This window comes from Lactiplantibacillus dongliensis, assembly GCF_005405105.1.
Lineage (GTDB): Bacteria > Bacillota > Bacilli > Lactobacillales > Lactobacillaceae > Lactiplantibacillus > Lactiplantibacillus dongliensis.
In genome coordinates, this window is the sequence record NZ_BJDK01000004.1 from 1 (window position 1) to 25774 (window position 25774).

25 protein-coding genes and 1 pseudogene are annotated in these 25774 nt (G+C 40.4%); 2 read left to right on the forward strand and 24 right to left on the reverse strand.

Translation table 11 applies throughout. The features are described 5' to 3' along the window. The first annotated feature begins 142 nt into the window (after positions 1–142). Positions 143–918: pseudogene (locus tag FFM80_RS01465) on the forward strand (IS5 family transposase). Between the two features lie 76 nt (positions 919–994). Here the strand turns inward: FFM80_RS01465 and FFM80_RS01470 are convergent. From FFM80_RS01470 to FFM80_RS01530, 13 genes are read right to left on the reverse strand one after another with little or no spacing between them, the layout of a single operon-like run. After that, positions 995–1528 (reverse strand): serine acetyltransferase, encoded by a 534-nt coding sequence (locus tag FFM80_RS01470; RefSeq protein ID WP_137639201.1) that lies wholly within the window; start codon positions 1526–1528, stop codon positions 995–997. A gap of 35 nt (positions 1529–1563) precedes the next feature. Continuing rightward, positions 1564–2547: a polysaccharide pyruvyl transferase family protein gene (locus tag FFM80_RS01475; RefSeq protein WP_137639202.1), complete on the reverse strand. Its 984-nt coding sequence runs from the start codon at positions 2545–2547 to the stop codon at positions 1564–1566. Positions 2548–2571: 24 nt separating this feature from the next. Then, positions 2572–3963 (reverse strand): oligosaccharide flippase family protein, encoded by a 1392-nt coding sequence (locus FFM80_RS01480; protein WP_137639203.1) that lies wholly within the window; start codon positions 3961–3963, stop codon positions 2572–2574. Positions 3964–3999: 36 nt separating this feature from the next. Next, complete coding sequence (locus tag FFM80_RS01485) at positions 4000–5127, reverse strand: glycosyltransferase (protein WP_137639204.1); 1128 nt, start codon at positions 5125–5127, stop codon at positions 4000–4002. A 60-nt stretch (positions 5128–5187) separates the two neighbouring features. After that, positions 5188–6252, reverse strand: a complete 1065-nt coding sequence (locus tag FFM80_RS01490) for a glycosyltransferase (protein WP_137639205.1) — start codon at positions 6250–6252, stop codon at positions 5188–5190. A 26-nt stretch (positions 6253–6278) separates the two neighbouring features. Next, positions 6279–7175: a glycosyltransferase family 2 protein gene (locus tag FFM80_RS01495; protein ID WP_137639206.1), complete on the reverse strand. Its 897-nt coding sequence runs from the start codon at positions 7173–7175 to the stop codon at positions 6279–6281. Positions 7176–7189: 14 nt separating this feature from the next. After that, positions 7190–8287, reverse strand: coding sequence for an EpsG family protein (locus tag FFM80_RS01500; protein WP_137639207.1), 1098 nt, complete (start codon positions 8285–8287; stop codon positions 7190–7192). Then, positions 8288–9127 (reverse strand): glycosyltransferase, encoded by an 840-nt coding sequence (locus tag FFM80_RS01505; protein WP_137639208.1) that lies wholly within the window; start codon positions 9125–9127, stop codon positions 8288–8290. After that, positions 9124–9774, reverse strand: a complete 651-nt coding sequence (locus FFM80_RS01510; RefSeq protein WP_223877280.1) for a sugar transferase — start codon at positions 9772–9774, stop codon at positions 9124–9126. Before FFM80_RS01510 ends, FFM80_RS01505 begins: the two co-directional genes overlap by 4 nt. 16 nt (positions 9775–9790) lie before the next feature. Beyond that, the gene (locus FFM80_RS01515) at positions 9791–10729 is read right to left on the reverse strand and encodes an NAD-dependent epimerase/dehydratase family protein (RefSeq protein WP_137639210.1); all 939 of its coding nucleotides are present in this window, start codon (positions 10727–10729) and stop codon (positions 9791–9793) included. A 17-nt stretch (positions 10730–10746) separates the two neighbouring features. Beyond that, positions 10747–11517 (reverse strand): tyrosine-protein phosphatase, encoded by a 771-nt coding sequence (locus FFM80_RS01520; RefSeq protein WP_137639211.1) that lies wholly within the window; start codon positions 11515–11517, stop codon positions 10747–10749. Next, positions 11507–12223: a CpsD/CapB family tyrosine-protein kinase gene (locus tag FFM80_RS01525; protein WP_137639212.1), complete on the reverse strand. Its 717-nt coding sequence runs from the start codon at positions 12221–12223 to the stop codon at positions 11507–11509. The genes FFM80_RS01520 and FFM80_RS01525 overlap by 11 nt, the downstream gene beginning before the upstream one ends. Positions 12224–12229: 6 nt before the next feature. Beyond that, positions 12230–13003 carry a YveK family protein gene (locus FFM80_RS01530; protein ID WP_223877274.1) on the reverse strand — a complete coding sequence of 258 codons (774 nt, stop codon included), beginning with the start codon at positions 13001–13003 and terminating at the stop codon, positions 12230–12232. A gap of 398 nt (positions 13004–13401) precedes the next feature. Here FFM80_RS01530 and FFM80_RS01535 point away from each other — a divergent pair, with 398 nt between their 5' ends. After that, on the forward strand, positions 13402–13965 hold the full coding sequence (locus FFM80_RS01535) for a tyrosine-type recombinase/integrase (protein WP_137639214.1): 564 nt from the start codon (positions 13402–13404) through the stop codon (positions 13963–13965). Positions 13966–14111: 146 nt separating this feature from the next. On the opposite strand, the gene FFM80_RS01540 is transcribed toward FFM80_RS01535, so the two are convergent. From FFM80_RS01540 to dinB, 11 genes are all read right to left on the reverse strand, one after another. Next, the gene (locus tag FFM80_RS01540) at positions 14112–14828 is read right to left on the reverse strand and encodes a CpsD/CapB family tyrosine-protein kinase (protein ID WP_137639215.1); all 717 of its coding nucleotides are present in this window, start codon (positions 14826–14828) and stop codon (positions 14112–14114) included. Between the two features lie 9 nt (positions 14829–14837). Continuing rightward, positions 14838–15602: a YveK family protein gene (locus FFM80_RS01545; RefSeq protein WP_137639216.1), complete on the reverse strand. Its 765-nt coding sequence runs from the start codon at positions 15600–15602 to the stop codon at positions 14838–14840. A gap of 763 nt (positions 15603–16365) precedes the next feature. Further along, positions 16366–16875 carry a hypothetical protein gene (locus FFM80_RS01550; protein ID WP_137639217.1) on the reverse strand — a complete coding sequence of 170 codons (510 nt, stop codon included), beginning with the start codon at positions 16873–16875 and terminating at the stop codon, positions 16366–16368. A gap of 43 nt (positions 16876–16918) precedes the next feature. After that, a complete protein-coding gene (locus FFM80_RS01555) occupies positions 16919–17836 on the reverse strand; it encodes a serine hydrolase (protein ID WP_137639218.1) in 918 nt (305 codons plus the stop codon). A gap of 190 nt (positions 17837–18026) precedes the next feature. Further along, on the reverse strand, positions 18027–18320 hold the full coding sequence (locus tag FFM80_RS01560; RefSeq protein WP_137634575.1) for a DUF1292 domain-containing protein: 294 nt from the start codon (positions 18318–18320) through the stop codon (positions 18027–18029). Between the two features lie 14 nt (positions 18321–18334). After that, positions 18335–18769 carry a Holliday junction resolvase RuvX gene (gene ruvX / locus FFM80_RS01565; RefSeq protein WP_137634576.1) on the reverse strand — a complete coding sequence of 145 codons (435 nt, stop codon included), beginning with the start codon at positions 18767–18769 and terminating at the stop codon, positions 18335–18337. Further along, the gene (locus tag FFM80_RS01570) at positions 18766–19035 is read right to left on the reverse strand and encodes an IreB family regulatory phosphoprotein (protein WP_137634577.1); all 270 of its coding nucleotides are present in this window, start codon (positions 19033–19035) and stop codon (positions 18766–18768) included. Before FFM80_RS01570 ends, ruvX begins: the two co-directional genes overlap by 4 nt. A gap of 116 nt (positions 19036–19151) precedes the next feature. Then, positions 19152–21794 (reverse strand): alanine--tRNA ligase, encoded by a 2643-nt coding sequence (gene alaS, locus FFM80_RS01575; protein ID WP_137639219.1) that lies wholly within the window; start codon positions 21792–21794, stop codon positions 19152–19154. Between the two features lie 301 nt (positions 21795–22095). After that, positions 22096–23439: a DEAD/DEAH box helicase gene (locus FFM80_RS01580; protein ID WP_137639220.1), complete on the reverse strand. Its 1344-nt coding sequence runs from the start codon at positions 23437–23439 to the stop codon at positions 22096–22098. 2 nt (positions 23440–23441) lie between these two features. Then, positions 23442–24398: a DHH family phosphoesterase gene (locus FFM80_RS01585; RefSeq protein WP_137639221.1), complete on the reverse strand. Its 957-nt coding sequence runs from the start codon at positions 24396–24398 to the stop codon at positions 23442–23444. 92 nt (positions 24399–24490) lie between these two features. Next, positions 24491–25624, reverse strand: a complete 1134-nt coding sequence (gene dinB, locus FFM80_RS01590) for a DNA polymerase IV (protein ID WP_137639222.1) — start codon at positions 25622–25624, stop codon at positions 24491–24493. Positions 25625–25774 lie beyond the last annotated feature (150 nt).

The following is a 25774-nucleotide window of genomic DNA, read 5'->3' on the forward strand; positions in this document are numbered from 1 at the left end:
CCGAATAGCTACTCGTTACGATAAGCTAGCGCACGTCTTTCTGTCAGCAGTATACGTTGCCTCAATTTGTATTTTACCTAGGGTCTGTTTGAAAACATCTTTTTTAGGTATAATCTTTGTAAAAACGAATTGAGGTTTTACCATGACAGTGCCTAAACGTTATGAACTTGAAGATGACCAGTGGGAACGCATTGCTTCACTATTTCCACCATATCGAACTGGACGACCATCCAAAATTGATGACCGAACTGCCTTTAACGCCATTCTCTGGGTTATGCGCAGTGGTGCGGCATGGCGTGACTTACCAGAACGTTATGGTGCTTGGCAGACAGTCTATAGTCGTTTCCGCCTCTGGGTTGAGTCTGGGCTCTTCGAACGTATCTTTGAAGAACTCATTGATGATCCAGATATGGAAAATCTTAGCTTAGATTCGACGATTGTTCGAGCTCATCAAAAAGCAACGGGAGCAAAAAAAACGCCAAGTGTCTGGTCGAAAATCAAGCCATTGGACTAAGCCGTGGTGGTCGTACGACGAAGATTCATGCGGTCGTGGATGGCTTAGGCAATCCGGTCCGCTTTTTACTAACAGGCGGTCAGGTACACGATAGTCGTGCGGCTAAAACCTTGTTGGAATCACTGGACCTGTCCGACTCTAATGTCATTGCGGACAAAGCCTATGGGACCACTGAGTTGCGACAATATATCACAGCGGAATCGGGGACCTACACCATCCCGCCAAAAGAGAATGCCAAAAACAAATGGGACTGTGATTATTACGTTTACTGTGAGCGCCATTTGATTGAGAACTTCTTCAATCTGTTAAAGAATTATCGCCGAATAGCTACTCGTTACGATAAGTTAGCGCATGTCTTTCTGTCAGCGGTATACGTTGCCTCAATTTGTATTTTACTTAAGTAGTTTTCAAACGGGCCCTAATATATTAAATTTAGAAAAGGGAACGAAGCAATATGCATTTTAGCTTTTAAAACAAGCCCTAGCCACTTACCCACCGATAATCTACAAAATGTCCTGGGTCTTGAAAATTTATCACACAGGCATAATTACCTACAGCCGTGGCATTTTTGGGTATATCTTTAGTAACAACGCTTCCCGCCCCAATGGTGACATTATCTTCTATTGTCACATGTTCTACAATGCAAACGTTAGGCCCTATATATACATTATTCCCTATTTTTGCTGGTGTTTCTGAATTTGAACCGATAGTTGTAAACTGACTTAAATTTACATTATTTCCGATAACAGTTCTACTATTCACAACTATTGGCCCTCCATGACCTATATATAATCCAAAACCGATATTCGTAGAGTAGTGTATTCGAACTATGTTATGTGTATAATCTAAATGCCATAATATTTTACCGAGTAAACCTTTCAAACCACTTGTGTGTCCCCAACGAATGGAACATTGAAATCTGAATGTTCCGTTAAAAATATAAGCAAATATAAAAGTACTTAATTTAGAATTACCATAACATCTGAATAAATCACTCTTAATATATTCATTCAAAACTTCTCCTCCTAACCCATTATTCTACACGTACGTTATACAAATTGGTGTTTCCACTTAGAAATTTGACTAAACGGAATCCTAATATCCATTTCTTGATCACTATTGATAAACTCTTGCACTTTGTCAATTTGCCGATAACTTATAGTTGGTAAATTAGTATCCTTAGCAATTTCTCGTGCTCGATTATCCATTTCTATAATCAATGTTCTTCTGCCATGCTGTAACGCTCTAATGCCTGCATGTAGTCTAGTTCCAATATAATCAACTGAGTCATCCAGTGCATCATCATATGACTGTAAATTTGGGGCAATAAACTCAACCTTACTACTATTTCCTAAATTTAATTTTTGAAATATTTCAATATCTCCAGGAGATTGAATCCATAGTTTTACTCTTGAATAATTTTTTATTAAATCTGTCATCAGACGTTCATACACTTTCATATACTCCGGAGTCTGGCAATATTCCGTCACAGTTGTAACTACGGTATCAGCCTTTCCTTTAGGTATTCTATTTAAATGATCCGGAGTTAATTCCCACATGGTTACACATGCAGTATTGATGGACTCAATACCCATGTCTTGCAGTCTCTTTTGAGTATACGAGTCACGAACCGAATGTAGAAACCGTGAACTAAGCGCATGCTTATAAATTTCCTTTTGTGCAACCTTTAAAGGTAAATCAATTAGTCTGTTTTTTCTCCCATATGACTGCCATCCTAAACCAATCCCAACTGAGCCTTCAACAGAGTAGTCTCTCACCCCGATATGCCATTGCGCATGATTTCTTCCCAGAAATCTATCTGTTAACAAATTCGTTCCTCCAATAAAGCTATATTCAGCTTTTTTCTGGATTGCTTTTGAATTTTTACCGATTGTATCATGTGTGCTCGTACTTACAAAGAAGCTATTTGGAAACATTTGCCTTAACTGCTTTTTTACTGCATCCATGATAATAAAATCACCTAAATTTCCAGTTGTCACACTAGTATCAAACAAGAAAACTGTATTATACATCTTTTCCTCCCAAAATTACTTTCTCTATTTACTCGTCAACCTTGCGTCAAATATTGGTCTAAGATTCACAAAAACAAGAATGATTTCCAATACTACCAACAGGCTATACATAACCAGTGAGTTTGTCCGACAAAAGAACTGTAATACCGACATTAAGAACAAAATAAATAGTGAACTAAATAATAATTGCCAATTTACATGTATGAAAATGTATTTTCTTATATCTCTCAATCTAATGAATGCCACAAAAGCGAAACCAAGTGCAGCACCAATTCCTGCACCTTGTAATCCTAACGTTGGTATTAATAAAAAGTTTAAAAATACATTGGCAATCATTCCATAGATTGTGGTTTTCATAATTCCCGCTGTTTTCTTAGTTGCCAAGTAAATTGTTCCCAAAAAACTAGATAGGTTTGAAAAAAAAGTAGCAAATAATAACGATGGAACTACCTTCCATGCAACAAAGTATGTGTTTGCTACATATACTGACATAATTGGTTTTAGAATTATCAGGATTCCTCCAATTATAACTACTGATAATCCAATATTAGCGTTAAATACATTTGAAAAGAATCTTTCATCACGATCGCTCTCATACTCTTCCACCGCTGATATCTGCCAAGCTTGTGAAAACACTGTATATAAAACGTTAATCATAGTAGGTAACTTGGTTGCAACTGCGTACAATCCGTTAGCTGCCAATCCTACAAATCCAACAATAAAATATCTACTTGCATCATTCGTAAAAAACCAGAAAAAAGCATTAGGAATCAGGGGAATACTATATCTAAACATACTTTTCAGCATATGCAAACTAAAGTTATTGAATCGGAAGTAGTGCCAAATTTTTGTTGTAAACACCATGAACGCAACAGAAATAGCAGCAGATATAATCAGGGCAACCAAATATCCTTGCACAGCGGTGTGCTTATAAACAATTAACCATGTACCTACGAACGCCATCACGACTGAGCTAACAAGCCCATTTATTGCAAAAACACGTACAAAACCAATACCACGAACAAAGTTTTGCAATAGGTTCTGAATTAAGCCTATGCTCAAATATAAAATAATATAAACAACATACGACACTTTAAAAAACAACAAAATAGGATACATTGCAAAAGTTATCAAAATCATAAACATAGTAAACAAAAATCCAGTAGATAACACTTCGGCCTGATTGATTCGTTTTTCCATTGCAAATCTAAATACTGCATCTGCAATACTCAGGGCTACCACAGGTAACAACATATTGACAGTGGTCGTAATCAAATCTACATGTCCAAAATCTGTCGTCGACATGTACCTAGTAAAAATTGGTATTAGAATAAAACTAATAAGTTTACTTCCTAAATTTCCAATTGCAAAAATTCCAATATTGTTTACCAACCGCTTAACCTTATTATTTAACATATTTAATATTTACCACTTTACTTTTCTACTAAAGTATTACTTCATTAACTGATCAATTGTGCTTTCCACTTGTCTGGTTGAATGTTCAACGTCAAAGCCAGCTTTAGCAACCTTTCCCTTCTCACTTTGACGACAAATTTTGCTCTCAGCTATAATTGTACTAGCCCACTTCTCTATTCCTTCATTTAACCCTAAAAATTGAACATTTCCAGTAATATCAGCTTCTTGTGAAATGTTACTGGAATACACACAGTGCAATCCTGACGCTTGCGCTTCAACTCCAGAAATCGGTAGTCCTTCAAATATAGAGGGTAAAATAAAAACATCCATCGCCTGTAAATACTCATTAACATTCACCACTTCACCCATAAACTTCACATTCGAAGTAATCTTCAATAATTCCGCTTTTTTTATCATATCTTTCTTGAGCGGACCTACACCAATAAGCACTAGTATTGCATTCGGTTGAGTTTTTAAAATTTCTTTGAATACATCCAATATAAACGTGTGATTCTTGGTCGTTGCAAAACGACCCACATGTCCGACAACTATCTGATTAGGCTCTATTCCTAATGCAAGCCTCATTCGTCCCCGTACGTTCCTATTGAAGTCATAGTCATCGATTTCCAGGCCATTTGTAATTAACTTATAGTCATGTTTTTGAGCATGCTTTTTCCCAAACATCCACACAGCTGCCTTATCCGAACATGCGAATTTTGCGCTTGCAATCAAATTAATTGCAACTCTCCCAAGGGCATTCATTACTTTTAAGAAATAGGTTTCATCATCTTGAAAGGAGCTGTGCGAATGTATAATAATCTTTTTTTGTCCAGCTAGTCTACAGATCAACGGGTATGTGAATATATCTGCAGGCTTATTTAGATTAAAATAGGCAATATCATAATTTTTTCTCACATTTTTGAAAACTCTTAATGCGAAAATCAATGTATTAATTTTTGCTGGCAATTTAGTATTAACTTTCATCAATGCTATCTTATGCCCACCAGCAGCCTTATATCGATCATCAAAAAAATCATGACTCATATATTTAACAATAAATTGCAAATTATACCTACTCTTATCTATATGTTCATACAGGTTCAAAGAATACTTTTCTTTACCACCACTACTCAATCCAAAAACTAGATAAAAAATATTTACCATTACTTACTCCTATTGTCATTATGCACTTAGCTATTAACGAATAATATATCAGCTCATCTATCACTGATACACTTTTTGATATTCCTCTGCCATAACTAAATCAGAAAAATATACATTCCAGTATTCTTCACTTCCCGGACACCATTCGATTACACCAGCATCAACTGCAAGCATGATTTCCTGAAGTTTAATTTCATCATCTATTCTAAAAAGACGATATAATTTTGAATCCAACAAACTTGCTATTTCTCTATGTGGACCGATGTCACTCAATATCAGATTACAATCAGCCGATAATCCTTCAATAATCGACATAGGCAACCCTTCAGACAAAGAAGCCGAAATCATCCAATGTGCCTTCTTAATATATTTTTCAGGATTAGCAACTTGTCCCGTAAAGTGAATCTTACTCGATTGAAACTTCTCACTAAGCTTCTCATATAGTGGTCCGTCACCTACCACGGTCAGTTTAAGACGACTTAATTTACTTTCCACTTTTGAAAAATTTTGAACAACATATTCAGTGTTTTTCCTGGTACTCAACGTTCCTAGACACAAAAGCTCAATCTTTTGATTTTTTTCTGGAACATCTTTCACACAATTGATCTTTCCAGTTCCATTATGGACTGTCAGTAGACATTCTTTACTTATCCTTAATGAAATTTGAGATTTTATGTAGCTAGAACAACAAGCTATTTTGTCCATCTTTCTCCAATAGCTAAATTGCCTTTTTGCCATACTTTTCCCAATGATGCGCCCATATGTAGAAACATAATCCACTTCAGGATTATTATGTGCAGTACTTACTTTTAAACAATTGGAGTCACATCCTGCAACCAACTTATCTGCCCTAATACCATGACTGTGAAGAACGTCAAATGAATTTGATTCAAGGTACCTTTGAAAATTCTCTTTTCCTTTATAAATAAACTCAATCCTAGAGAGGTTCAAACTTTCCACCACAATGGGTAGTGTAGAGAATTTTTTCCATTCGTTCCCATCAGTCTCTGGAGAGAGCGTGAGTACCCTAATGTTATTTACCTTACTCAATCTTTTACACAACGAATATAATACATTTACTGGGCCAGTATTCTTCAAGGTCGATATGACATACAAAATTTTCAAATGTTTTTCTCCTATATGTTCTCAATTTAACTCACTCTAAACCGATTTTTCATTACAAGATAAACAAAGCTACTTGGAAGTAAAAGCAGTATTGCGAACAACTTATTGGGCACTTTCCTAATTATAGTAAAAATGCTAACCTTATTTCTAAACGAGAAAATCATATATACCATGATAAATTTCAACTTCCAATACATGGGTGTTTCAATTGACAGCCTTTTTTCAGCCAGCTTCATGACCCCAATGGGATTATCCCACATTATTCGTTTTGAATTAAGCGTCAATCCATCCTCATCGTACTTAGTTGTATATATACCTTGTTGGACAAAAATTGCATCATATACCCTGCCGATATCAATCCATACATAGTCTTCTGAAAGAAACCTTTCATTTTTAAATTTTGGAAAGGCATGCTTTCTTAAAACACTCGTTTTGAATGTTTCCGCATAATCTCCCATCAATCCATTACCGTATCTATATGCGACCAAATTTGCGCGAACATTATCATGCGGAACTTTTCGTAAAGGAGTTCCATCACTGGAGAAACGTTCAAACACGATTATACCTAATTTTCGATCACTAGCTCGACCTTCAACTTTCCATTGTTGAATTATTCTACTGATCATTTTCGGATCAGCAACATCATCTGAATCAACAATAATTGTAATCTCACCAGCTGCCATTTGAACCCCATAATTCAATGCAATATGTTTTCCCGAATTTTGATGCAAATATTTAATTTTCCTTTTAAAGCCACAATTTGATGCCTCTATAAGCTCTAACCCTTCATAAGTATTATCATTGCTACTATCATCCACAATAATCCATTCGAAGCTTTCATTCGTTTGCTTTTCTAAACTTTGAAATAACCGAAGTATTTTATCTTTTCTGTTATAGACAGTAGTAATAATAGAAACAAGCATACTATTCACACCTTTCAACCTAAGATTGAATGATACGGAATAAAGACTTGTAATCCCGCATGTACAAAAAACAAATACCAAACTGCCATAGAGAATACACTGAAAGTGATTATTTGCATCATACCTTTAAACATTCTCTGAAAGATCAATGGGACAAGTATTATTTCAAACGTGTTTAAAACAGTGGATACACGCCCAGCAGCTGCTGGAAGCGTATTAAATAGTATTAATATAAGTGTACCAGTCAGGTAAACAACTATAACTTTTTGTACATTCTCGACAGAAGCTGTAATTCCCATAGTCTTTTGCTCTCCACTTTGAATGTTATGCTGGAAGAAAAAGTACAGACAAAGCATTCCAATAGCTAGTTGAAACCAAATCACTGGGTTTGCGAGTCCAGACCCACTTCCTGTAAACACTGTATTTGTCAAGTAATCTGAGTATGAATTAAATATATTCGCATGGCTTTGTAAGAAACCGCCTGCAAGTTTGGATAAAATAACAGCAAATATGGTAACAATTGGGAAACTAACTATATTTACTTTCTTTTTAAATACTTTCACTATTACGTAAGCCACAAAAAAGACCAACGCAACTTTTTGAAATAGGCTCGCAATTAAAGTTACAATTGCAAAATACACGAAGTGGTGCTTCAGAAGCAAATAAAACGCTAGTAAACATATCACAGCAGCGAGTGATGCACGTATCTGACCAAGATCTCGAGTAAAATAAAATCTCGAAAAATAATATAAGAGCGCCATTGATCCCAACTGTGGCTGCTTCAAAAGCACCAAAAATAATGTGAACAGGCTAAAAGTAATCAGACTAAAAAAAATCAGAAATCCATTAAAGCTCAATGAAAGCTGTACTGCTATCCAATTTAAAATTAAATACCCAATTTCAAAGTGTCCAATTGAAGATAAAGCAATACCATTTTGTATTTCCGCATACACATCCTGATAACTAGAAAAATCGAAGCCAACCTGTACGCGCATTCCCGCAAATAACGCTAATACAACTCCAGCTAGAATCATAGGAATATAGGACTTAAAACTCCAACTAAGAATGGTCAAAATTACAACAACCGCAAAAATTGAAAGATATACTGGCATCTAAACTCTTCCCTTTCTTAGCAAATTATTATAAATAAATTGCCGCAGCCAAGTTGGACTAATACCTACAACAACTGCAGATAAAACTCCAATACAAAAACTCTGCCTATCAATTAAACCTCCCTTAAGAAAATGTACCCGTGCGTGGTAATTCTGTTTAATATATTTCAATCCCCCACGTCGTTTTTGTAAAGAAACAACTCTTGCAGCAACCAATGGGATAGAAATATTTGCAATAGATTTCTCATCTGCCTGTAGCGCTCTTAACCATAAATCATAATCTTCAAAACCTATCACTTCACGGTAACAACCAATTTTCTGCACAAAACTTTTTTTAAACATTACGGTCATATGATTTAGAGGATTTCTTTTCTTGGCAAACTTTTTTATTTGGTTTGGATCAGTCGGAACTACACGGTAATCAATTACATTTTCCCAGTTAGTGTTAAATTCTTGTATAACACTACCAACTATTTTCACATCATGATGTGTAGAAAAGAACGCTGTTTGTAACTCTAATCTATTTGGAAGTGCATGGTCATCACTATCCATCCGAGCTACTAACGGCGCCTTACAATACTGTATACCTTTATTTAGAGCATACCCAAGACTTCTCAATGTCTTAACTAGAACAATAGTTATCTCAAAATCATCACTATGCCTATCAACAAAATTTCTAAGTGTTGTTTCTAAAGATTCTGTAAGTGGACCATCTTTTACCACCACTACCTGTCGCGGTAATTGTGTTTGAGTAGCAATACTTTCCAAAGCTTCCTGAAAAAAAAGGGGCTTTTCTTTATGGTACACAGAAATTAATACTGACACGTCCAATTCATTCATCTTGCACCATCTCCAGTGCAAACTACTTTTATAGTTCCACACAGCATTTTTATATCAAACCATAGAGAGTAGTGTTCAATATAGTAGTTATCTAACTGACACTTTATGTCAGGTGTAATATCATACCCACCATTAATTTGAGCATAACCCGTTATGCCAGGAATAATTCGTAATCGTTTGGGGAAATCTTTAAACTCTTTGCTGAACTCTTCTGTTAACATTGGCCGTTCAGGTCTAGGACCAACTAGACTCATATCACCCTTAAGCACATTCCAAAACTGCGGTAATTCATCAATCCGGGTTTTCCGCATGAAACGACCAACCGATGTAATCCGACTATCATGCTTCTGAGCCCAAACTGCACCAGTCTTAGCTTCTGCATCTTGATACATTGAGCGTAACTTAATAACCATAAACGACTGACCCATCAGGCCGACACGTTCCTGCTTATAAAAAGCCGGGCCAGCCGAAGTAGCTTTCACCAGAACTGCAAAAACCAGTACTAGTGGGCTACTAATAATTGTCCCTAGTAATCCCACTAACAAGTCAAAAATACGTTTAACAATGAGCCCTCTACCCGAAACCGGCGTTCCAATCTGATTGACAAAACTATATGTCGGCTTAACTGGTACTGCTTTTATCATCATTTGCTCATCTTCTGCTTCAATTTGTCGCATGTCGCGCCCCTTTCCAGTATTGACCCAGTCCTTTTTTCAAAGACCAATGTGTTGAATATCCTAAGTTAATTAACTTACCTATATTAGCAACAGAATGTTTCACTTCGCCTTCGCGACCAGCAGCCATTTGAACATCTAGCTGGTGACCAGCGACTTTTTCATAAATTTCAATAATACTATTCAGACTTAATTCATGACCGTTAGCGATGTTAAAGACTTGATGATTGGCTTGTTTAGTCGTAATCAACCACAAAGCTTGAATCACATCCTCAACGTAAATAAAATCACGGGTCTGTGAACCATCACCGTACAATGTGAATGGCTTATTATCTTCCAAACAACTTGTTAAAATAGACAGCACTCCGGAATATGGCGAACTGGGATTCTGACCAGGTCCATAGACATTAAAGAAGCGTACACATACGGTTGGTAAATCATATAGTTTCCCATAGGCGAGCACATACCGCTCCGTCGCATACTTATCAATTGCATACGGTGATAGCGGATCAACTCGCGAATCTTCTCTTTTAGGCAACTCAGGTAAATTCCCATATACTGCTGCTGAGGAGGTAAATAAGAATTGTTTAATTGGTAACTTAGCTGCTCGAATAAATTCAAGGGTACTTAACACTGCATTGTGATTGATGGCATGCGTCTCTCCAGGACGCTCAATCGAATCTGCAACGCTCGCAACTGCCGCTAAGAAGTAAATATAATCAAAATTCTCTTGCTGCAACAGTTGTTGCATAAAGCGCTCATTGCGAACATCTTCAATATAAATCGTCACTAAATCACGATTCTTAATATTCTCAACATCACCCATTGATAAATCATCCACAACGACCACATCAATCCCTTGCCGGACCAAATGATCGACCAAGTGCGAGCCAATAAACCCCGCACCACCAGTTACCAAAGCTTTCAATTATATGACACTCCTTTTTAAAGCAACCAAAACTTTCGTTTTTTTCGTGGTACTTCGATAGTCTGCACACTAACGTTGCCACCATTCAACAAATCCCGCGCATTGGTTGCAAATTGCTCGGAAAGTATTGGATCAATTTTTGTTAACTCATGATAAGCAGCCGTCATTGCAAATTGACGTTTCGGAAGATGATGCGCATCCGAAGCGACCACTTGTACGAGACCGCATTTAACCAACTCTTTTGCCGTTCGTTGGACTTGCCGACCAAAAGTACCGACTAAGCTTGTCGCTGTTACTTGCGCTAGTGCGCCTTGCTTTATAAGCTCATATAGGCGCTGAGGCTCAGCGATAATCTGAGCATTTCGCTCAGGGTGAGCAATCACTGGCGTAATCCCTTCACATGATAATTGAAAGATGACTTCGTCAACATAACTAGGTACCATTTCATGTGGTAGTTCTAGTAATAAATAACGACGTCCAGTATCAATACCTAATAAATCGTCCAAATGATCCATTAAATGACCATTCAAATGAACTTCCTGGCCAGGAAAAATTTTTAAAGCAATCTGTGCACGATCAAGTTCGGCTTGAAACGTTGAAACAGCTTGTCGAACTGTTTCAGCCGAATTAACATAGTGCCGGTCAAGATGATGCGGTGTCGCCAAAATATAGCCAATTCCATCCAAAACCGCTTGGCGTGCTAAATCCAATGACACCGCTAGTGATGCCGAACCATCATCTAATGTCGGTAAGATGTGACAATGCAGATCTACATAATTAGCTTTCATCACTGTAGTACCCATTACTATATCCGTAATAACCATTTTGATGATGCTTACTTTGTACATCATTCAATACAGTTCCCAATATCGTGGCATGCGCCTGCTTTAACGCTGCCACAGCATCACGAACTGCCACTTTTTGCGCAACATTTTGTCGGACTACCAACACCGTGCCATCAATCTTGTTAGCCAATAACTGTGAATCGGTTACTGGCAAGATTGGTGGGGCATCAACAATCACAACTCCAAACTGTTCACCGGCAGCTTTCAAAAAAGCACCCATCAACTTACTTCCTAGTAACTCGGCCGGATTCGGTGGCTTAGGGCCGCTTGGCATCACAAACAAATTACCTACAGCAGGATGAATCGCTTTATTCACATCTTGAATCTGATGACCCAGCCAAGAACTCAAGCCACGCTGATTTGAAATGCCAAACGTTTTATGAACAGTTGGTCGACGTAGATCGGCATCGACTAACAGCACCTTCAACCCTTCGTTAGCATATTCAACGGCTAAATTTGCACTAACCGTTGATTTTCCTTCACCTAATGTTGCTGACGTCACCATTAAAGTTTTTAACTCTTGGTCAGTCGCCGCAAAATTAATATTGGTTCGTAACGTCTTAATCTGTTCTGTTATGACAGAACTTGGATCATTAATTGTTGTTAAATTAATTGGTGCCGTTAATGTTGTTTTTTTTCGTTTAAACATCTGAAATCACACCCGCCTTTCAGCTGACTCACGATGATGTTCACGTTTTTTTCGTGAATTTTGGCTAGTCTGTATATTTTCAATCTGATCATGGTGCCGATGATGATGCTGATGATTGACTTGACCAAGATTTGTCAAACCAAGTTCATCCGTCAAAAAGTCGCTATCATGAACCCGCCGGTCAGTTAACATCCTGATACTGGCGTAGAGAAAGCCTAGTAATAAGCCAACAACTAGCCCTGCTGCTAAATAAATTGGTTTCCGTGGCGAAACGGCATTAGTAGCCGGAACCGCCGCAGATACAATCGTCACATTATTAACTTTAATAATTTCTTTTACTCGCTTTTTAAACGTCTGGGCTATTTGATTAGCAATCATCGCAGCCTGTCGTGGATGGGAATCTGACACATCAATAGAAAAGACTTGCGAATTCTGTGTACTAGAAACACTGACTTCGTTTTTTAGCATTCCTAACGTACCGTCATAACCCTTATATTTAGCTAAAGCTCGCTGGGTAGGCTTTAAAATCACCTGATTCGTAATCAGTTCTTTATAAGTGGTGATCATCTGAACATCCGCCTGTTGAGTCGCATACTGGATTGCCGCATTTTCGCTATGGCGACTGACTAATATCTGAACACTCGCTTTATACTTCGGCGTTACTACAAAGAAAGCTAAACTACCGGCAACTAATACTCCTGCGATGGTCCACAGTATGATGCCGCGCCAATACTTTCGAACTAATCGAACAAAAAAAGTAAAACTCACTGCCTGATCCATCATTCACGCTCCACTCAGTTTCTTTAAACGACACTTAACAGATTCAACTGATACATATATAAAGTATTAATGTCACCTTTTTGAAAAGAATCGTTCCATAATAAGTGTTTTGCTGTTAGTTAAAGACTTACTCCAAATAAAATGGGACGAAATATGACAGTTATATAACAATTTTATGATTCTATATTGACAAACATCACATTCATGGTAGGTTTGAATATAGATTTATTTATAAAACGGCATTATTTTTTTCAAAAAAGTGCCGTTTTATTTTATTGAGATCGACGTTAAAATCAAATTAAAGAAATTTAGTTTCGCTTGATAAACTTTTCATATCATATAAAATTTAAGTGTTGGCATTACTTTATTAGCATTAAATTTGAAAGCAGGCATTTTACATGCAATACAATGTAGAACCACTACGTACAAGCCAAGATATAGACACTTTTTTACATCTGGCTATGACTGGTACTCATGGCGCAAGAAACCAGTTATTGATCTTAATTGGGTTAAATACAGGGCTACGTATGAGTGATATTTTAGGTTTGACGGTCGGTCAAGTTAAAAATGATGACCTGATCGTTATTATTGAGAAGAAAACAAAGAAACGACGATTAGTTCTCCTAGCTAAACTACGGTCTCAAATTAACAACTACATTGTCGATTTAGATGAATCGGACTACTTATTCACCGGGAAAGATACAACACGTCCACTTAGCGTCAATGCGATTTATAAAGTATTTCAAACAATTGCACGTAAAATGCATCGCACGGATATTGGAACCCATACACTTCGAAAAACATTTGGTTATCACTACTATCAAGAGACCCATGATATCGCCACATTAATGATGATCTTCAACCATTCTAGTGAAGCCGTCACCAAACGTTATATAGGACTCAATCAAGATGTCATCCTTAAAAGTCTAGCTAACTTCTCTTTAGGATTAAGTCCGGATTAAATTAATAAACAATCAACCACTACTTGACTAATGCCAATCAATTCATTCCAACCAAATCATTTTATTACAATTAATTACTGCGTTATGTATCATACTGTAGCTAATATAAGCTACATTCAGTTAAAAACTGATACTCCCCAATTCTACTAATCTGACTTAAATCCATAACCACTACTATACCGATAATATTTATTAGACAACTCTTTACTTTGAACATCATTTAAAACCGCGCCTAAAATGACCGCATGCGACCGTTCCAACGCCGCAACAGCTTCACGGGCAACGGCTTTTTGCGTCATATTTTGACGAACAACTAAGACCGTCCCATCCATTTTATTCGCTAACAATTGTGAATCCGTAACCGGCAAAATCGGAGGTGCATCAACAATGACAATGCCAAATTTTTCACCAGCTGCGGCTAAGAACGACGTCATCAGTTCACTGCCCAGTAGCTCGGCGGGATTCGGTGGTTTCGGGCCGCTAGGCAATACATAGAGATTGCCAACTGCCGGCTGAATAGCCTGATTAATATCCTTAATTTGATGACCTAACCAAGAGCTAAGCCCTCTCTGATTAGTAATCCCAAAAGTTTTATGCACCGTTGGCCGCCGTAAATCAGCATCAACCAGTAGTACTTTCAACCCTTCATTGGCGTACTCAATGGCTAGATTGGCACTAATAGTCGATTTACCCTCACCCAAAGTTGCTGATGTCACCATAACAGTGTTCAAATCACGGTCAGTGGAAGCAAAATTAATATTCGTTCGCAAGGTCTTGATTTGCTCAGTAATCACCGAACTGGGTTCATTAATCGTCGTTAAATCAATGGCAGTCGTCGCATTTTTCGTCTTTCGTTTAAACATAAGGCCCTCCTAAATACGTTTGGGAGTTCGATGAACGTCCAGATTGCTAGTTTGCTTAGATTGTAAGTGTCTGAGCTGCTTATCAACGTGTAAATGTTTTGTTTGATGATTAACTTGCCCTAGATTGTTCAATTTCAATTCATTGGTTAAGTCATAACTACTATGAATGCATCGGTCAGTTAACGCCCGCATACCCGCATAAAACAACCCCAATAATCCACCAATTAACAGACCAGCAGCTAAGTACACTAATCGACGCGGTGAAACGGCACTTTGGGCTGGGGTCGCCGTCGAAACAATCGTGACATTATTAACCTTGATAATATCCTTAACACGATCTTTAAAAGTTTGCGCAATCTGATTAGCAATCTTAGCTCCGCGTTGTGGATTCGTATCCAAGACATCAATTGAAAAGACCTGAGAATTTTGATTACTCGTGACACTGACCTCATTCTTTAACAACCCTAAAGTACCGTCATAATCAGACCCAGCCGCCAAAACTTCTTGGGCTGGCTTTAAAATAACCTGATTCGTAATTAATTCTTTATAAGTCGTAATCATCTGGACATCCGCTTGTTGCGTCGCGTATTGCGTCGCTGCATCCTGCGCATGGCGACTAACTAAAATCTGAACACTAGCTTTATACTTAGGCGTAACGACATAAAAAGCCAATGCACCAGCAACCAAGAGTCCCCCGATAGTCCACAATAGAATACCCCGCCAATATTTACGGACAAACCTGATAAAGAAAGTGAAATTTACTGCTTGATCCATTACACACGCTCCACTCAGTTACTGTAAGTTCCAACCGACCAAATTATTTGACTTAAAAGTGACTACATACTAATCAAAAACGATTTTCAGAAAACGTTTTAGTAGTTTCTTTCCAGATATGTACATTTCCAATAATAAATAAGCAATTTGCTTGCACCTATAATCACCATTAATTTCTAGTCTGCCTTTTTATTTCAAGTTATACTAAACCAAATTCTCAAAGCCATGTCAATCAGCGAGTTTCAAGCCTTTTAGCAGTTTTTTTATATTTAAAAATTGATTTGTGCAAGCTCTAAATTAGTCCAAATTGATTAAATATAAACTTTTTTTGTGCCTCAAGTACCCCTGGTTAGTTGACATAAATAATCAACATGAATATTTTTGTATCAAATCTTTTAACTGATTTTGAAACTGAGTCCGCCTGTTTTCATAGTTCAATCTATTAACTCGCTATAACAATACAATCAATAAAAGGGACAACTTCAAAATTTATTTAACATTTAAAAATAGATTTTTTATAGCAAAATTCACTATTACTTTATAATCCAAAACTATTTTTGCATTCAGTTCTTATAACTAATCAGGCTTGAAACCACAAAAAAGCAGGTTAAAATAAATTTCAATCTGCTACTATCCTTCACTATTAAATTGTCTATCAGATCAATCAAATTAAGTCAGATCACGTAAAAAAGCCAGCTAGGAAAATAGCTACTTTCCAAGCTGACTTTTTTACTAACAGCGTCCATAAACCCGCCGCTATTAATTACCGAATCCCTTTAATACTAACTTTCTTAGTGTAAACCCGTTTAGCCTTCTGATGCATCGCCATATTAAACTTAACTTTTTTCGGCGCATAACCAACCCCAATACTACCAGTATACAAGGCCGCCTGTGATTTGCCTTTTACCTTATAAGTACCACGTTTATAGCTCATTGCCATGTTACTTTGCGTCCAGTCCATCGTATACCAACCATGCTGATGCCGTTCAAGGATCACGGCATTAGCTTTATTAAAATTAGTCGTTAACGCATACCGCGTCGTGCCTTGCGACTTGCCCCGATACCAAGTCGTTAGCTTAATCGTCTTTTTAGTAATGACCGTTTTATGTTGATAATGATCATGATCACGATAGTACCAAGTCCCCCGTAAAGCTTTCGGCATACTTGTTATCTTGTGACTGGCTGCTTGTGCGCTTGTTGTCGTCATTGGTATTCCAACTAATAACACTAACGCCACCATCAATCCAACCCGTAAAATTAGCTTGTTCTTCATTATAAAATTCCTCCAAAAATAAATCATGCCACCACATCATTCCCTATTTACCCAATTCAACATTCGTGGCCTGCGCAATCCGATTAACTAACCGAATCCCACTAACTTCATCTACGTCATCATTCGTATAAATCGCCAGCAAGTAACCTTGGCGATTGCCCGTAGCTTCAACCACATGCCCGACACTATTCACGGCCCAATGACCGGCATCGTCAGCATCCAACCAGCCATTCTTCAACTCAAAATGCTGCGCCCCTTTTGAGACACCCCAAGCTTGATCACTCGCCACCGTTCCCATCAAGCGCTGGGCATATTGACGTGACGCTGAAGAGAGATAATGATTCGGATAGAAGATTACTTTCAATAATTGCAATTGATCCGCTGCCGTTGTCGTCGACAAACCCCAATTAACCGGCGCAGCGTGGCTATGGGTCATGCCCAGATTTTGATATAAGCTGACCAAGGCTGCACTACCACCTAACCGGTCAAACAACAAATAATCGGCCGAATCATTATCGCTTTGTTGAATCATCTGTGCAGCCTGTTGCTGGTCATTGCCCGACAACGTCACGACACCTTGGTCACGCTGATGTAATAATTGCACTAAGATACCCACTTTAATCGTACTAGCCGCACAATACGTCGTGACGTGGCTTTGATTCGTATAGTGATACGTCTGCTTAGTTGCCGGCGCATACACCGCAACATCAACTTTAGGCTGCTTAGCTGGGACGGCGGTTTGCCAGCGATGCGTTAAGCGTTTTTGTAAACTCACTGGGCGCACTTTCTTAGCCACCTTAGTGACTTTAGCATGGCTTGCCCTAATCGTCTGCTTGGCCGTTTTTTGACTCGCCTGGCTTTGGGGATTTTGCCACAACCAGACCGCCCCGCCACCAACAATGACTGCAATCACCACACCAATCGCCCACACTTGCCACTTTAATTGTCGTTTTACCTTCAAGACCTGCACCTCTTGACACCTGACCCCAACGCATCCCCCAATCCGTCACTTAGGCATTTTCATTTTTTATCTATCAATAAGCTTAGCATAAATGTTCATTTATTTGTTAACTTTATTTTCACTAAAATCAACCAACAAAAAAACACGACCTGACCATTTGGCCAGACCGTGCTTTCAGCAAGTCCGTGAATTACTGCATCCCGCCATCATCGGCTAAGAAGGTATTCAAGACTTGTTCAACCATATCCCATTCATCATCGGATTCGATCAACTTCAATTCACCGTTGTCACCATCATCGGGATCGAAAATGTAGGCTTGAATGTCCACTTCTTCATCCGCAGCGGCGTCAGCTGGGTAAATTAAAATATATGAATGACCGAAGTCTTCAGAATCGAACGTAAATAAAATGTTAAATAAGGTTTCATTGCCGTCATCATCAACTAAGGTGATCACGTCATCTTTTTTATTTGGTTTTTGACTCATTGATTAGTTCCTCGCTATCCTTGTGTGAGTTTGCCGTGGCGATCCAAGTAGTTTTGCAAGATTAGACTTGCGGCTAACTTATCGATCACCTTTTTGCGTTTCTTTCGGGACGTATTCGCTTCTTCCACGAGCATTCGTTCAGCTTCAACCGTTGTCAAACGTTCGTCTTCAAAGTCAATCGGTAAATGGAACCGTTCCGTCAGTAAGTCGCCATAATGCTTAGACGCCTCTGCCCGCGGACCTAAGCTATTGTTCATATTCTTAGGCAATCCGAGGACAAAGCCACCGGCATCATGTTCTTTAACCAGCTCGGCAACGCGGTCTAACCCGAATTCTTCTTCATCTTCATTGATGCGAATAATTTCCACGCCTTGCGCTGTCCAGCCGAATACGTCACTAATCGCTACGCCGACTGTTCTGGAACCAACATCCAACCCCATTAACTTCATGCATTAACATCCTTATCTGCCTTCAAATAGGACTTGACAAGTTCTTCAATAATTTCGTCACGCTGGTGCTTACGAATTAAATTCCGAGCATCCTTTAAACGCGGGATATACGCCGGGTCTCCAGATAGTAAGTAACCGACAATCTGGTTAATCGGGTTGTACCCCTTTTCTTGTAGCGCTTCGTAGACCGTCGTTAACGTGTCATGGACATCTTTAACATTGTCATTATCGAAGTTAAAATACATTGTTTTGTCTAACGTACTCATAAAAAAGCACCTCCCGCTAGTTTCCGCTTCTAGTCCATTCTACTAAATGCTTATATGAAGTACAATCAATCCACTTTGATGTAACACATTCGTAATAAAGGGACGCAACTGATAACCTACTTTTCAGCTAACCAAGTATGCGCAGCTTTTAACGCGGCTGGCAACCCAGCGGGCTTCTTCCCACCAGCTTGGGCTAAGGTTGGTCGACCGCCACCGCCGCCACCAACTTGCGGAGCAATTGCTTTGATCAAGTCACCAGCTTTAATGCCGGCCTTAACTTTAGCATCGCTGACCGCAACTAATAAGTTAACCTTATCGCCGACGACAGCGCCAAGTACTAGCACATCTGAATATTGCTTGGTCTTCCAAGTATCCGCCAGTTGCCGTAATTGATCCATCCCCGAAACTTGGACCGCAGCCGCAATTAAGGTTGTCCCATTAATATCAGCCACATTTTCGAAAACGGCGCCCGCTTGTTGACTCGCTAACTTGCTTTCTAAGCTAGCCGCTTTTTGTTGGGCCGCTTTCAAGTCTGCTTGGAGTTGGCTAACCCGATCAGTAGTTTCAGCTAATTTTGGTGCTTTAACTTGGGCCGCAATCGTCTTTAACCAATTTTCTTCATGTGATAATAATTCGAAGGCTTCCTTAGAGGTAACGGCTTCAATCCGCCGAACACCCGCGCCGACCCCGGCTTCAGAAACAATCTTAAAGAGCCCGAGTTCGCTACTGTTCTTAACGTGGGTCCCACCATCGAATTCGATTGAGTAGTCCCCAATTGAAACGACCCGGACAATCTTCCCGTATTTCTGCGTGAAGACCGCAATCGCGCCCATCTTATGACCCGTTTCTTGGTCGGTTTGAATGGCACTAACTGGCAAGGCCGCCCAGATCTTATCGTTCACGATCTGTTCAACTTTTGCCAATTCTTCGTCAGTCACTTGACCAAAGTGCGTAAAGTCAAACCGCAAGTAGTCGGGTTCAACTAATGAGCCAGCTTGTTGCGTATGGGGTCCTAATACATCGCGTAAGGCTTGATCCAACAAGTGGGTCGCCGTATGGTTCTTTTCGACCTTCGCATGGAAGGCTAAGTCAACGTTTAAGGTGTAAGTGGCGTCTTTATGCATTGGCTTTAAGACTTCAACCGTATGCAAATGCTGCTTATTTGGTGCATTTTGCACATCCGTCACCTTAGCGACCGTTTGACCATCGGCATCTAAGATCACCCCACGGTCAGCCACTTGGCCACCCATTTCGGCATAAAATGGCGTCTTGCTGAAGATCATTTCAGCCGTTCCACTCGCTACATCATCAACCAGCTTTTCATCAACAATGATGTCGTTTAAAACCCCTTGTACATCAGTTAACTCATCGTAGCCCACATAGTCACTCGGGGTCTTCAAGTTGATCAACAAGCTTCGTTGTACGCCCATTGATTTGGCATTACTCCGAGCATTCCGGGCCCGGTCACGTTGAGCTTTCATCTCAACTTCAAAGCCAGGTTCATCGACTTTTAAGCCTTCATCGCCCGCATATTCCTTCGTCAATTCGAATGGGAAGCCGTACGTATCGTATAACTTGAACGCATCCACGCCTGGTAAGGTATCTTGGCCGGCTTGCTTCGTATCCGCAATTAATTGGTTCAATAGGCTCAGCCCATCGTTCAAGGTTTCGTTAAAACGACTTTCCTCAGAACTGACAATTTTGGCCACGTAATCGGCATTTTTCAAGACGTCCGGATAATGGGACTTCATGATTTCCCCAACGATTGGGACTAATTGGTCCAAGAACGCATCCTTTAAGCCCAACTTTTGTCCGTGTAAAATAGCCCGCCGAATCAAACGGCGAATCACATAGCCGCGGCCTTCATTTGATGGTAAGGCACCATCACTAATAGCAAAGGTAATCGTCCGGGCATGGTCAGCAATGACTTTGAATGACACGTCGTCTTGTGCGTTATCGCCATAATGCTTACCAGCACTTAATGCTTCCGTCTTATGGATAATTGGTAAGAATAAGTCGGTTTCAAAGTTAGTTGGCGCATTTTGGAAAATGGAAACGACCCGTTCGAGCCCCATCCCCGTATCAATGTTTTTCCGTGGTAGGGGTTCGTAAGTTCCTTCCGGCGTATGGTTAAATTGTGAGAACACGATGTTCCAAACTTCCAAGTAGCGTTCGTTTTCCCCGCCAGGATAATTTTCAGGATCGTCGTCAGCTAAGTTATTGAAGCTTTCGCCCCGATCGTAGAAGATTTCGGAATCAGGCCCAGAAGGTCCTTGACCGATATCCCAGAAGTTATCTTCAACCTTGATAATATGGTCCGGTTTAACCCCAGTGGCTTCCCATTCTTTGATGGCATCGGTATCTTTAGGGTAGACCGTCATATAAAGCTTTTCTGGATCCCAGCCAAACCATTTTGGTGAGGTCAATAATTCCCACGCCCAAGCAATGGCTTCTTTCTTGAAGTAATCGCCCACTGAGAAGTTCCCGAGCATTTCAAATAACGTATGATGCCGCGCTGTCCGTCCAACATTTTCAATATCGTTGGTCCGAATACTCTTTTGCGAGCTGGTCATCCGCGGATTATCAGGCACAACGGAGCCATCAAAATACTTCTTCATCGTGGCAACTCCAGAGTTAATCCACAATAACGTGGGATCATCGACTGGGACTAATGACGCACTGGGCACGATGGTATGGCCTTTTTCATGGAAAAAGTCCAAGTACATCTGCCGAATTTCACTACTGCTTAATTTTTTCATGTCACCTATGGCACCCTTTCTAAACTGTCGTTTTAAGGCAAAAAAACACCGTTGCTAGTAAAGACGCTGTTAACGCGGTACCACTTTACTTGCAACGATGTGTTCGTTTACCTCTTAAGCTCATTAACGCTGAGACACGGACTGGTTAGCCAGTCATTGAGTCATTCGGTAGCATTTTATCGACACCGCACTTTTCACAGCGACCAAAGTGTTTCTGAACTGATATGGCGATAAAATATATCCTTACTCTGCAAAGTATAGAAAAATTAAGGCGCCTTGTCAACTGCTAACGCGCGTTAACTTAACCTTTCCGATCTTTACGGGCTTTGCGGGCTGAGGCTCGTTGTTCAATCCGTCTATCCATCCGCGCCTTATCCGAAATCTTCGTCCGAATCCGGCGTTTGTAACCTGGTTTGACTTTCTTCTTGGCATTCTTCACGTAACTAATCAGACTAGGATCTAGCTTGTCTTGATGTTGTTTCCGTTTGTCACGCCGATTCCGGTCATAACTATCCACGATTTCACCATCACGAATGGCTTTCGGTTTGAACTTAATCCCTAAGGCTTCAACGGCACTGACCTTGTCTTCTTCACCGGGACTATAAAGCGTGATCGCCGTCCCCGGCATCCCGTTCCGACCAGTCCGGCCAACCCGATGAATAAAGAATTCCAAATCAGTTGGAATATCATCATTGATGACGTGTGAGACCCCTTCAATGTCAATCCCCCGTGAGGCCAAATCAGTCGCCACCACGAATTGATACTTCAAGTTCTGGACGTCACGCATGACCCGTTTTCGTTCCCGGGGCTTAATATCACCATGAATCATTGCAACGGTCAAGCCTTGACCCTTCAAGTAATGGGCAATTTGTTGGACCCGTTCCTTAGTATTGGCAAAGATCAAGACCAAATAAGGCTCCCCAATCGTCAATAAGCGATAAATAATACTATTCTTATCATGACTCTTGGTCGAAATCAGCCAGTTGTCAATCGTTGGACTAATCACCGACTCAACTGGAATTTCTTCCATCACCGGATTATTCATATACTTCTTCAAAAATGGCGTCAGCTTTTGCGGCATTGTTGCTGAGAAGACTAACATTTGTAAGTCTGCTGGCATCCGGCCGGCAATCTGATCAACAACATTTAAGAAGCCTAAATCTAACGTCATATCGGCTTCATCGACAACTAATTGCGTAGCCGTATGAATATTCAACGCTTGAGCGCGGATCAAGTCTAAAATCCGACCTGGTGTCCCAATCACTAATTGTGGTTGATGCCGATGTAATTTCGTCACTTGTTCTTGCTTGTCGGTCCCACCAACATATAATCCAATATGAATGGCTTTCGGACTATGCTGAATCAACTGCTTAGCCGCCGCTTGAATTTGGTAAGCTAATTCACGACTAGGCGTCGTAATCACTGCTTGTACGCGACGTTCATCCGCATTCAATTGATTAATCATTGGTAATAGGAACGTATGCGTCTTTCCACTCCCAGTAGCGGATTGGCCAATCACACTTCGGCCAGCCGCAATCACTGGAATTAATTTCTCTTGCACCGCGGTTGGTTTGCGGAAGTTGATCTCCTGCAACGCCTGCATGATAAATGGTTGTAACTTAAAATCGTTAAAACTTGCGGTCATTATTAAACCTCTTTCTCGTAATCCCGGGCAACTTGGTCGAGTTCACGCACGACCGTTTCAATTTCGGCCTGGTCTTTAGCTTTGGCCCCGCTTGCCATTGGGTGGCCGCCACCGTCATGCAACTTAGCAACCCCGTTGATTGACGGCCCTTTGGAACGTAGCCGAATCCGGAAATCGCCTTCCTTTTGTTGCACAAAAATTGCCCAGGCTTTGACCGTATCAATCCGGCCAGGCAATGGCACGACCCCTGCCGTGCTGGCATCCCCAATTTCAAAGGAGTCCATGATATCGTTCGTTAAGATGACATACGCCGCCCCTGAATCTAATTGCGTCAGGTGCTCATAGACGTAGGCAGATAACCGGGCAACTGGCAACGTAATCGTATCTTCAATCCGGTTAACGGCCGTGGCATCCGCGCCAGCTTCCATTAACGCCGCCGCTGCTCGCAACGTACTAGGCTTAGTCGCATCGTATAAGAAACGGCCGGTATCGCCAACAATCCCCGCATACAGCAACTTCGCAGCATCGGCCGTTAAAGTCAATTCGGACTTAAAGGCTGCATAGAACTGATAGATCAGTTCACTCGTACTAGACGCCTCAACGTCGACCCATTGCGGATCGCCAAATGCATCATCATTCGGATGATGGTCAATCTTAACCAAGGCACTACCCGCCTGATAAAATTCACCGTCAATCCGTGGTTGGTTAGCCGTGTCTAAAACCATCACTAACGCATCCTGATAATCTGCTTCAGTCACAACATCCATTTGGCCGAGCCAGTCAAAGCCATGATACTGCTTTCCGGGTGCCAAGACTTTTTTATCTGGAAAACTAGCTTGAATAATTTCAGCTAAGCCCAATTGACTCCCAATGGCATCGGGATCAGGGCGTTGATGCCGTTGAATGATAATCGTTTTTGCTTGTTTGATTAAATTTAAAATTTCTGTTTGGACGGTCATAATAGTCCTTCCTGTTTGTTCAAAATTTGCTGATGGCTCAAAACTGCCATAGTACCCTAGTATACCGAAGTTTCTGCCGAACGCCAAATGAATTAGTGCTCGTGCGGATATAAAGGTAAGGTTAAGTTTTCAAAAGCCAGCGGGGCTAAGCCCGTTAAGGTAATTCCTAATAACCGAATCCCCGTCTCAAAATGGCTGTCGACGACCTCGTCAAAAATTTCTTCGGCATACTGATCAAGAATCACCGGGTCGTTAGGTAGAAATTCACTAAACGTCCGCCGTTTGGTAATCGTCACAAAGTCCCCATAACGCAACTTTAAGACTAACGTTTTACCATGCCGTTGATGAGCTTGCATCGTGGTACTGACTAATTTCGCAATTGTCTTTAAATGCGTGTTAACTTCCGTTTGGGTTTGTAGAAATGGCCCAAAAGTACGCTCTTTACCAATCGACTTACGTTCCCGCAAATATTCGACCGGCCGATCATCACTCCCCCGCACTCGGCGGTATAGGATATAGCCCAGCTTACCGAAGTGCTGAATCAAATCCATTTCGGTTTGCTGATAAAGATCCGCGCCCGTTAAGATGCCCAGATCATGCATCTTCGGCACCGTCTTCTTCCCAACGCCACGAAACTTTTCAATCGGTTCACGTAATAAAAAGGGCTCCGCGTCTTGTGGCAACACAATCGTCACGCCCGCTGGCTTCCGATAGTCTGAGGCCAACTTAGCAATAAATTTGTTGTATGAGATTCCCGTCGAGCAAGTCAAGTTGGTCTTATACCAAATCTCGCGCTGCAACTGGTGCGCCAATTGTACGGCACTGCGGATCTGCGGCTTATTCTCAGTCACGTCTAAATACGCTTCGTCAAACGCAATCGGTTCAATCTTATCGGTATACTCATGGAAAATCTCATGAATTTGCGCCGAAACTTGTTTATACAACGGAAAGTCTGGCGTCTTAAACACCGCCTTCGGACAAAGTTCCAATGCTTTTTGGGCGGGCATCGCTGAATGAACACCGTATTGACGCGCCACATAATTGGCCGTGGTCACGACCCCGCGGCCCCCAGTCTGGCGTGGATCATGCGCAATCACTAGTGGCTGGGTCTTATAGGCCGGGTGCTCGCGTTCTTCAATCGACGCATAAAAGGCATCCATATCCACATGAATAATTTTTCGACTAGTATCAATTTGAATCGGCGCTTCAATGATCGATTGAGCCATCGCGCAGCACTCCCTTCATTCGTTTCATTAAACTTAATTATAACTGAACATACGTTCATTAAGCAACTCTAACGCCGTTGATAGCTATTATCGATTGATGTTCTTTGCCACTCTGGTTGGTCCATAATCGGCTGGCGTTAACTGACCGCC

Coding starts and splice junctions, on each gene's coding strand:
- alaS (WP_137639219.1), bottom strand. CDS start 21,794: ATGAAAAAATTAAGCAGTAGTGAAATTCGGCAGATGTACTTGGACTTT.
- FFM80_RS01550 (WP_137639217.1), bottom strand. CDS start 16,875: ATGAAGAACAAGCTAATTTTACGGGTTGGATTGATGGTGGCGTTAGTG.
- ruvX (WP_137634576.1), bottom strand. CDS start 18,769: ATGAAGTTAATGGGGTTGGATGTTGGTTCCAGAACAGTCGGCGTAGCG.
- FFM80_RS01525 (WP_137639212.1), bottom strand. CDS start 12,223: ATGTTTAAACGAAAAAAAACAACATTAACGGCACCAATTAATTTAACA.
- FFM80_RS01510 (WP_223877280.1), bottom strand. CDS start 9,774: ATGATGATAAAAGCAGTACCAGTTAAGCCGACATATAGTTTTGTCAAT.
- FFM80_RS01530 (WP_223877274.1), bottom strand. CDS start 13,003: ATGGATCAGGCAGTGAGTTTTACTTTTTTTGTTCGATTAGTTCGAAAG.
- FFM80_RS01505 (WP_137639208.1), bottom strand. CDS start 9,127: ATGAATGAATTGGACGTGTCAGTATTAATTTCTGTGTACCATAAAGAA.
- FFM80_RS01535 (WP_137639214.1), top strand. CDS start 13,402: ATGCAATACAATGTAGAACCACTACGTACAAGCCAAGATATAGACACT.
- FFM80_RS01495 (WP_137639206.1), bottom strand. CDS start 7,175: ATGCTTGTTTCTATTATTACTACTGTCTATAACAGAAAAGATAAAATA.
- FFM80_RS01480 (WP_137639203.1), bottom strand. CDS start 3,963: ATGTTAAATAATAAGGTTAAGCGGTTGGTAAACAATATTGGAATTTTT.
- FFM80_RS01540 (WP_137639215.1), bottom strand. CDS start 14,828: ATGTTTAAACGAAAGACGAAAAATGCGACGACTGCCATTGATTTAACG.
- FFM80_RS01500 (WP_137639207.1), bottom strand. CDS start 8,287: ATGCCAGTATATCTTTCAATTTTTGCGGTTGTTGTAATTTTGACCATT.
- FFM80_RS01585 (WP_137639221.1), bottom strand. CDS start 24,398: ATGACCGTCCAAACAGAAATTTTAAATTTAATCAAACAAGCAAAAACG.
- dinB (WP_137639222.1), bottom strand. CDS start 25,624: ATGGCTCAATCGATCATTGAAGCGCCGATTCAAATTGATACTAGTCGA.
- FFM80_RS01570 (WP_137634577.1), bottom strand. CDS start 19,035: ATGAGTACGTTAGACAAAACAATGTATTTTAACTTCGATAATGACAAT.
- FFM80_RS01475 (WP_137639202.1), bottom strand. CDS start 2,547: ATGTATAATACAGTTTTCTTGTTTGATACTAGTGTGACAACTGGAAAT.
- FFM80_RS01545 (WP_137639216.1), bottom strand. CDS start 15,602: ATGGATCAAGCAGTAAATTTCACTTTCTTTATCAGGTTTGTCCGTAAA.
- FFM80_RS01520 (WP_137639211.1), bottom strand. CDS start 11,517: ATGAAAGCTAATTATGTAGATCTGCATTGTCACATCTTACCGACATTA.
- FFM80_RS01580 (WP_137639220.1), bottom strand. CDS start 23,439: ATGACCGCAAGTTTTAACGATTTTAAGTTACAACCATTTATCATGCAG.
- FFM80_RS01485 (WP_137639204.1), bottom strand. CDS start 5,127: ATGGTAAATATTTTTTATCTAGTTTTTGGATTGAGTAGTGGTGGTAAA.
- FFM80_RS01560 (WP_137634575.1), bottom strand. CDS start 18,320: ATGAGTCAAAAACCAAATAAAAAAGATGACGTGATCACCTTAGTTGAT.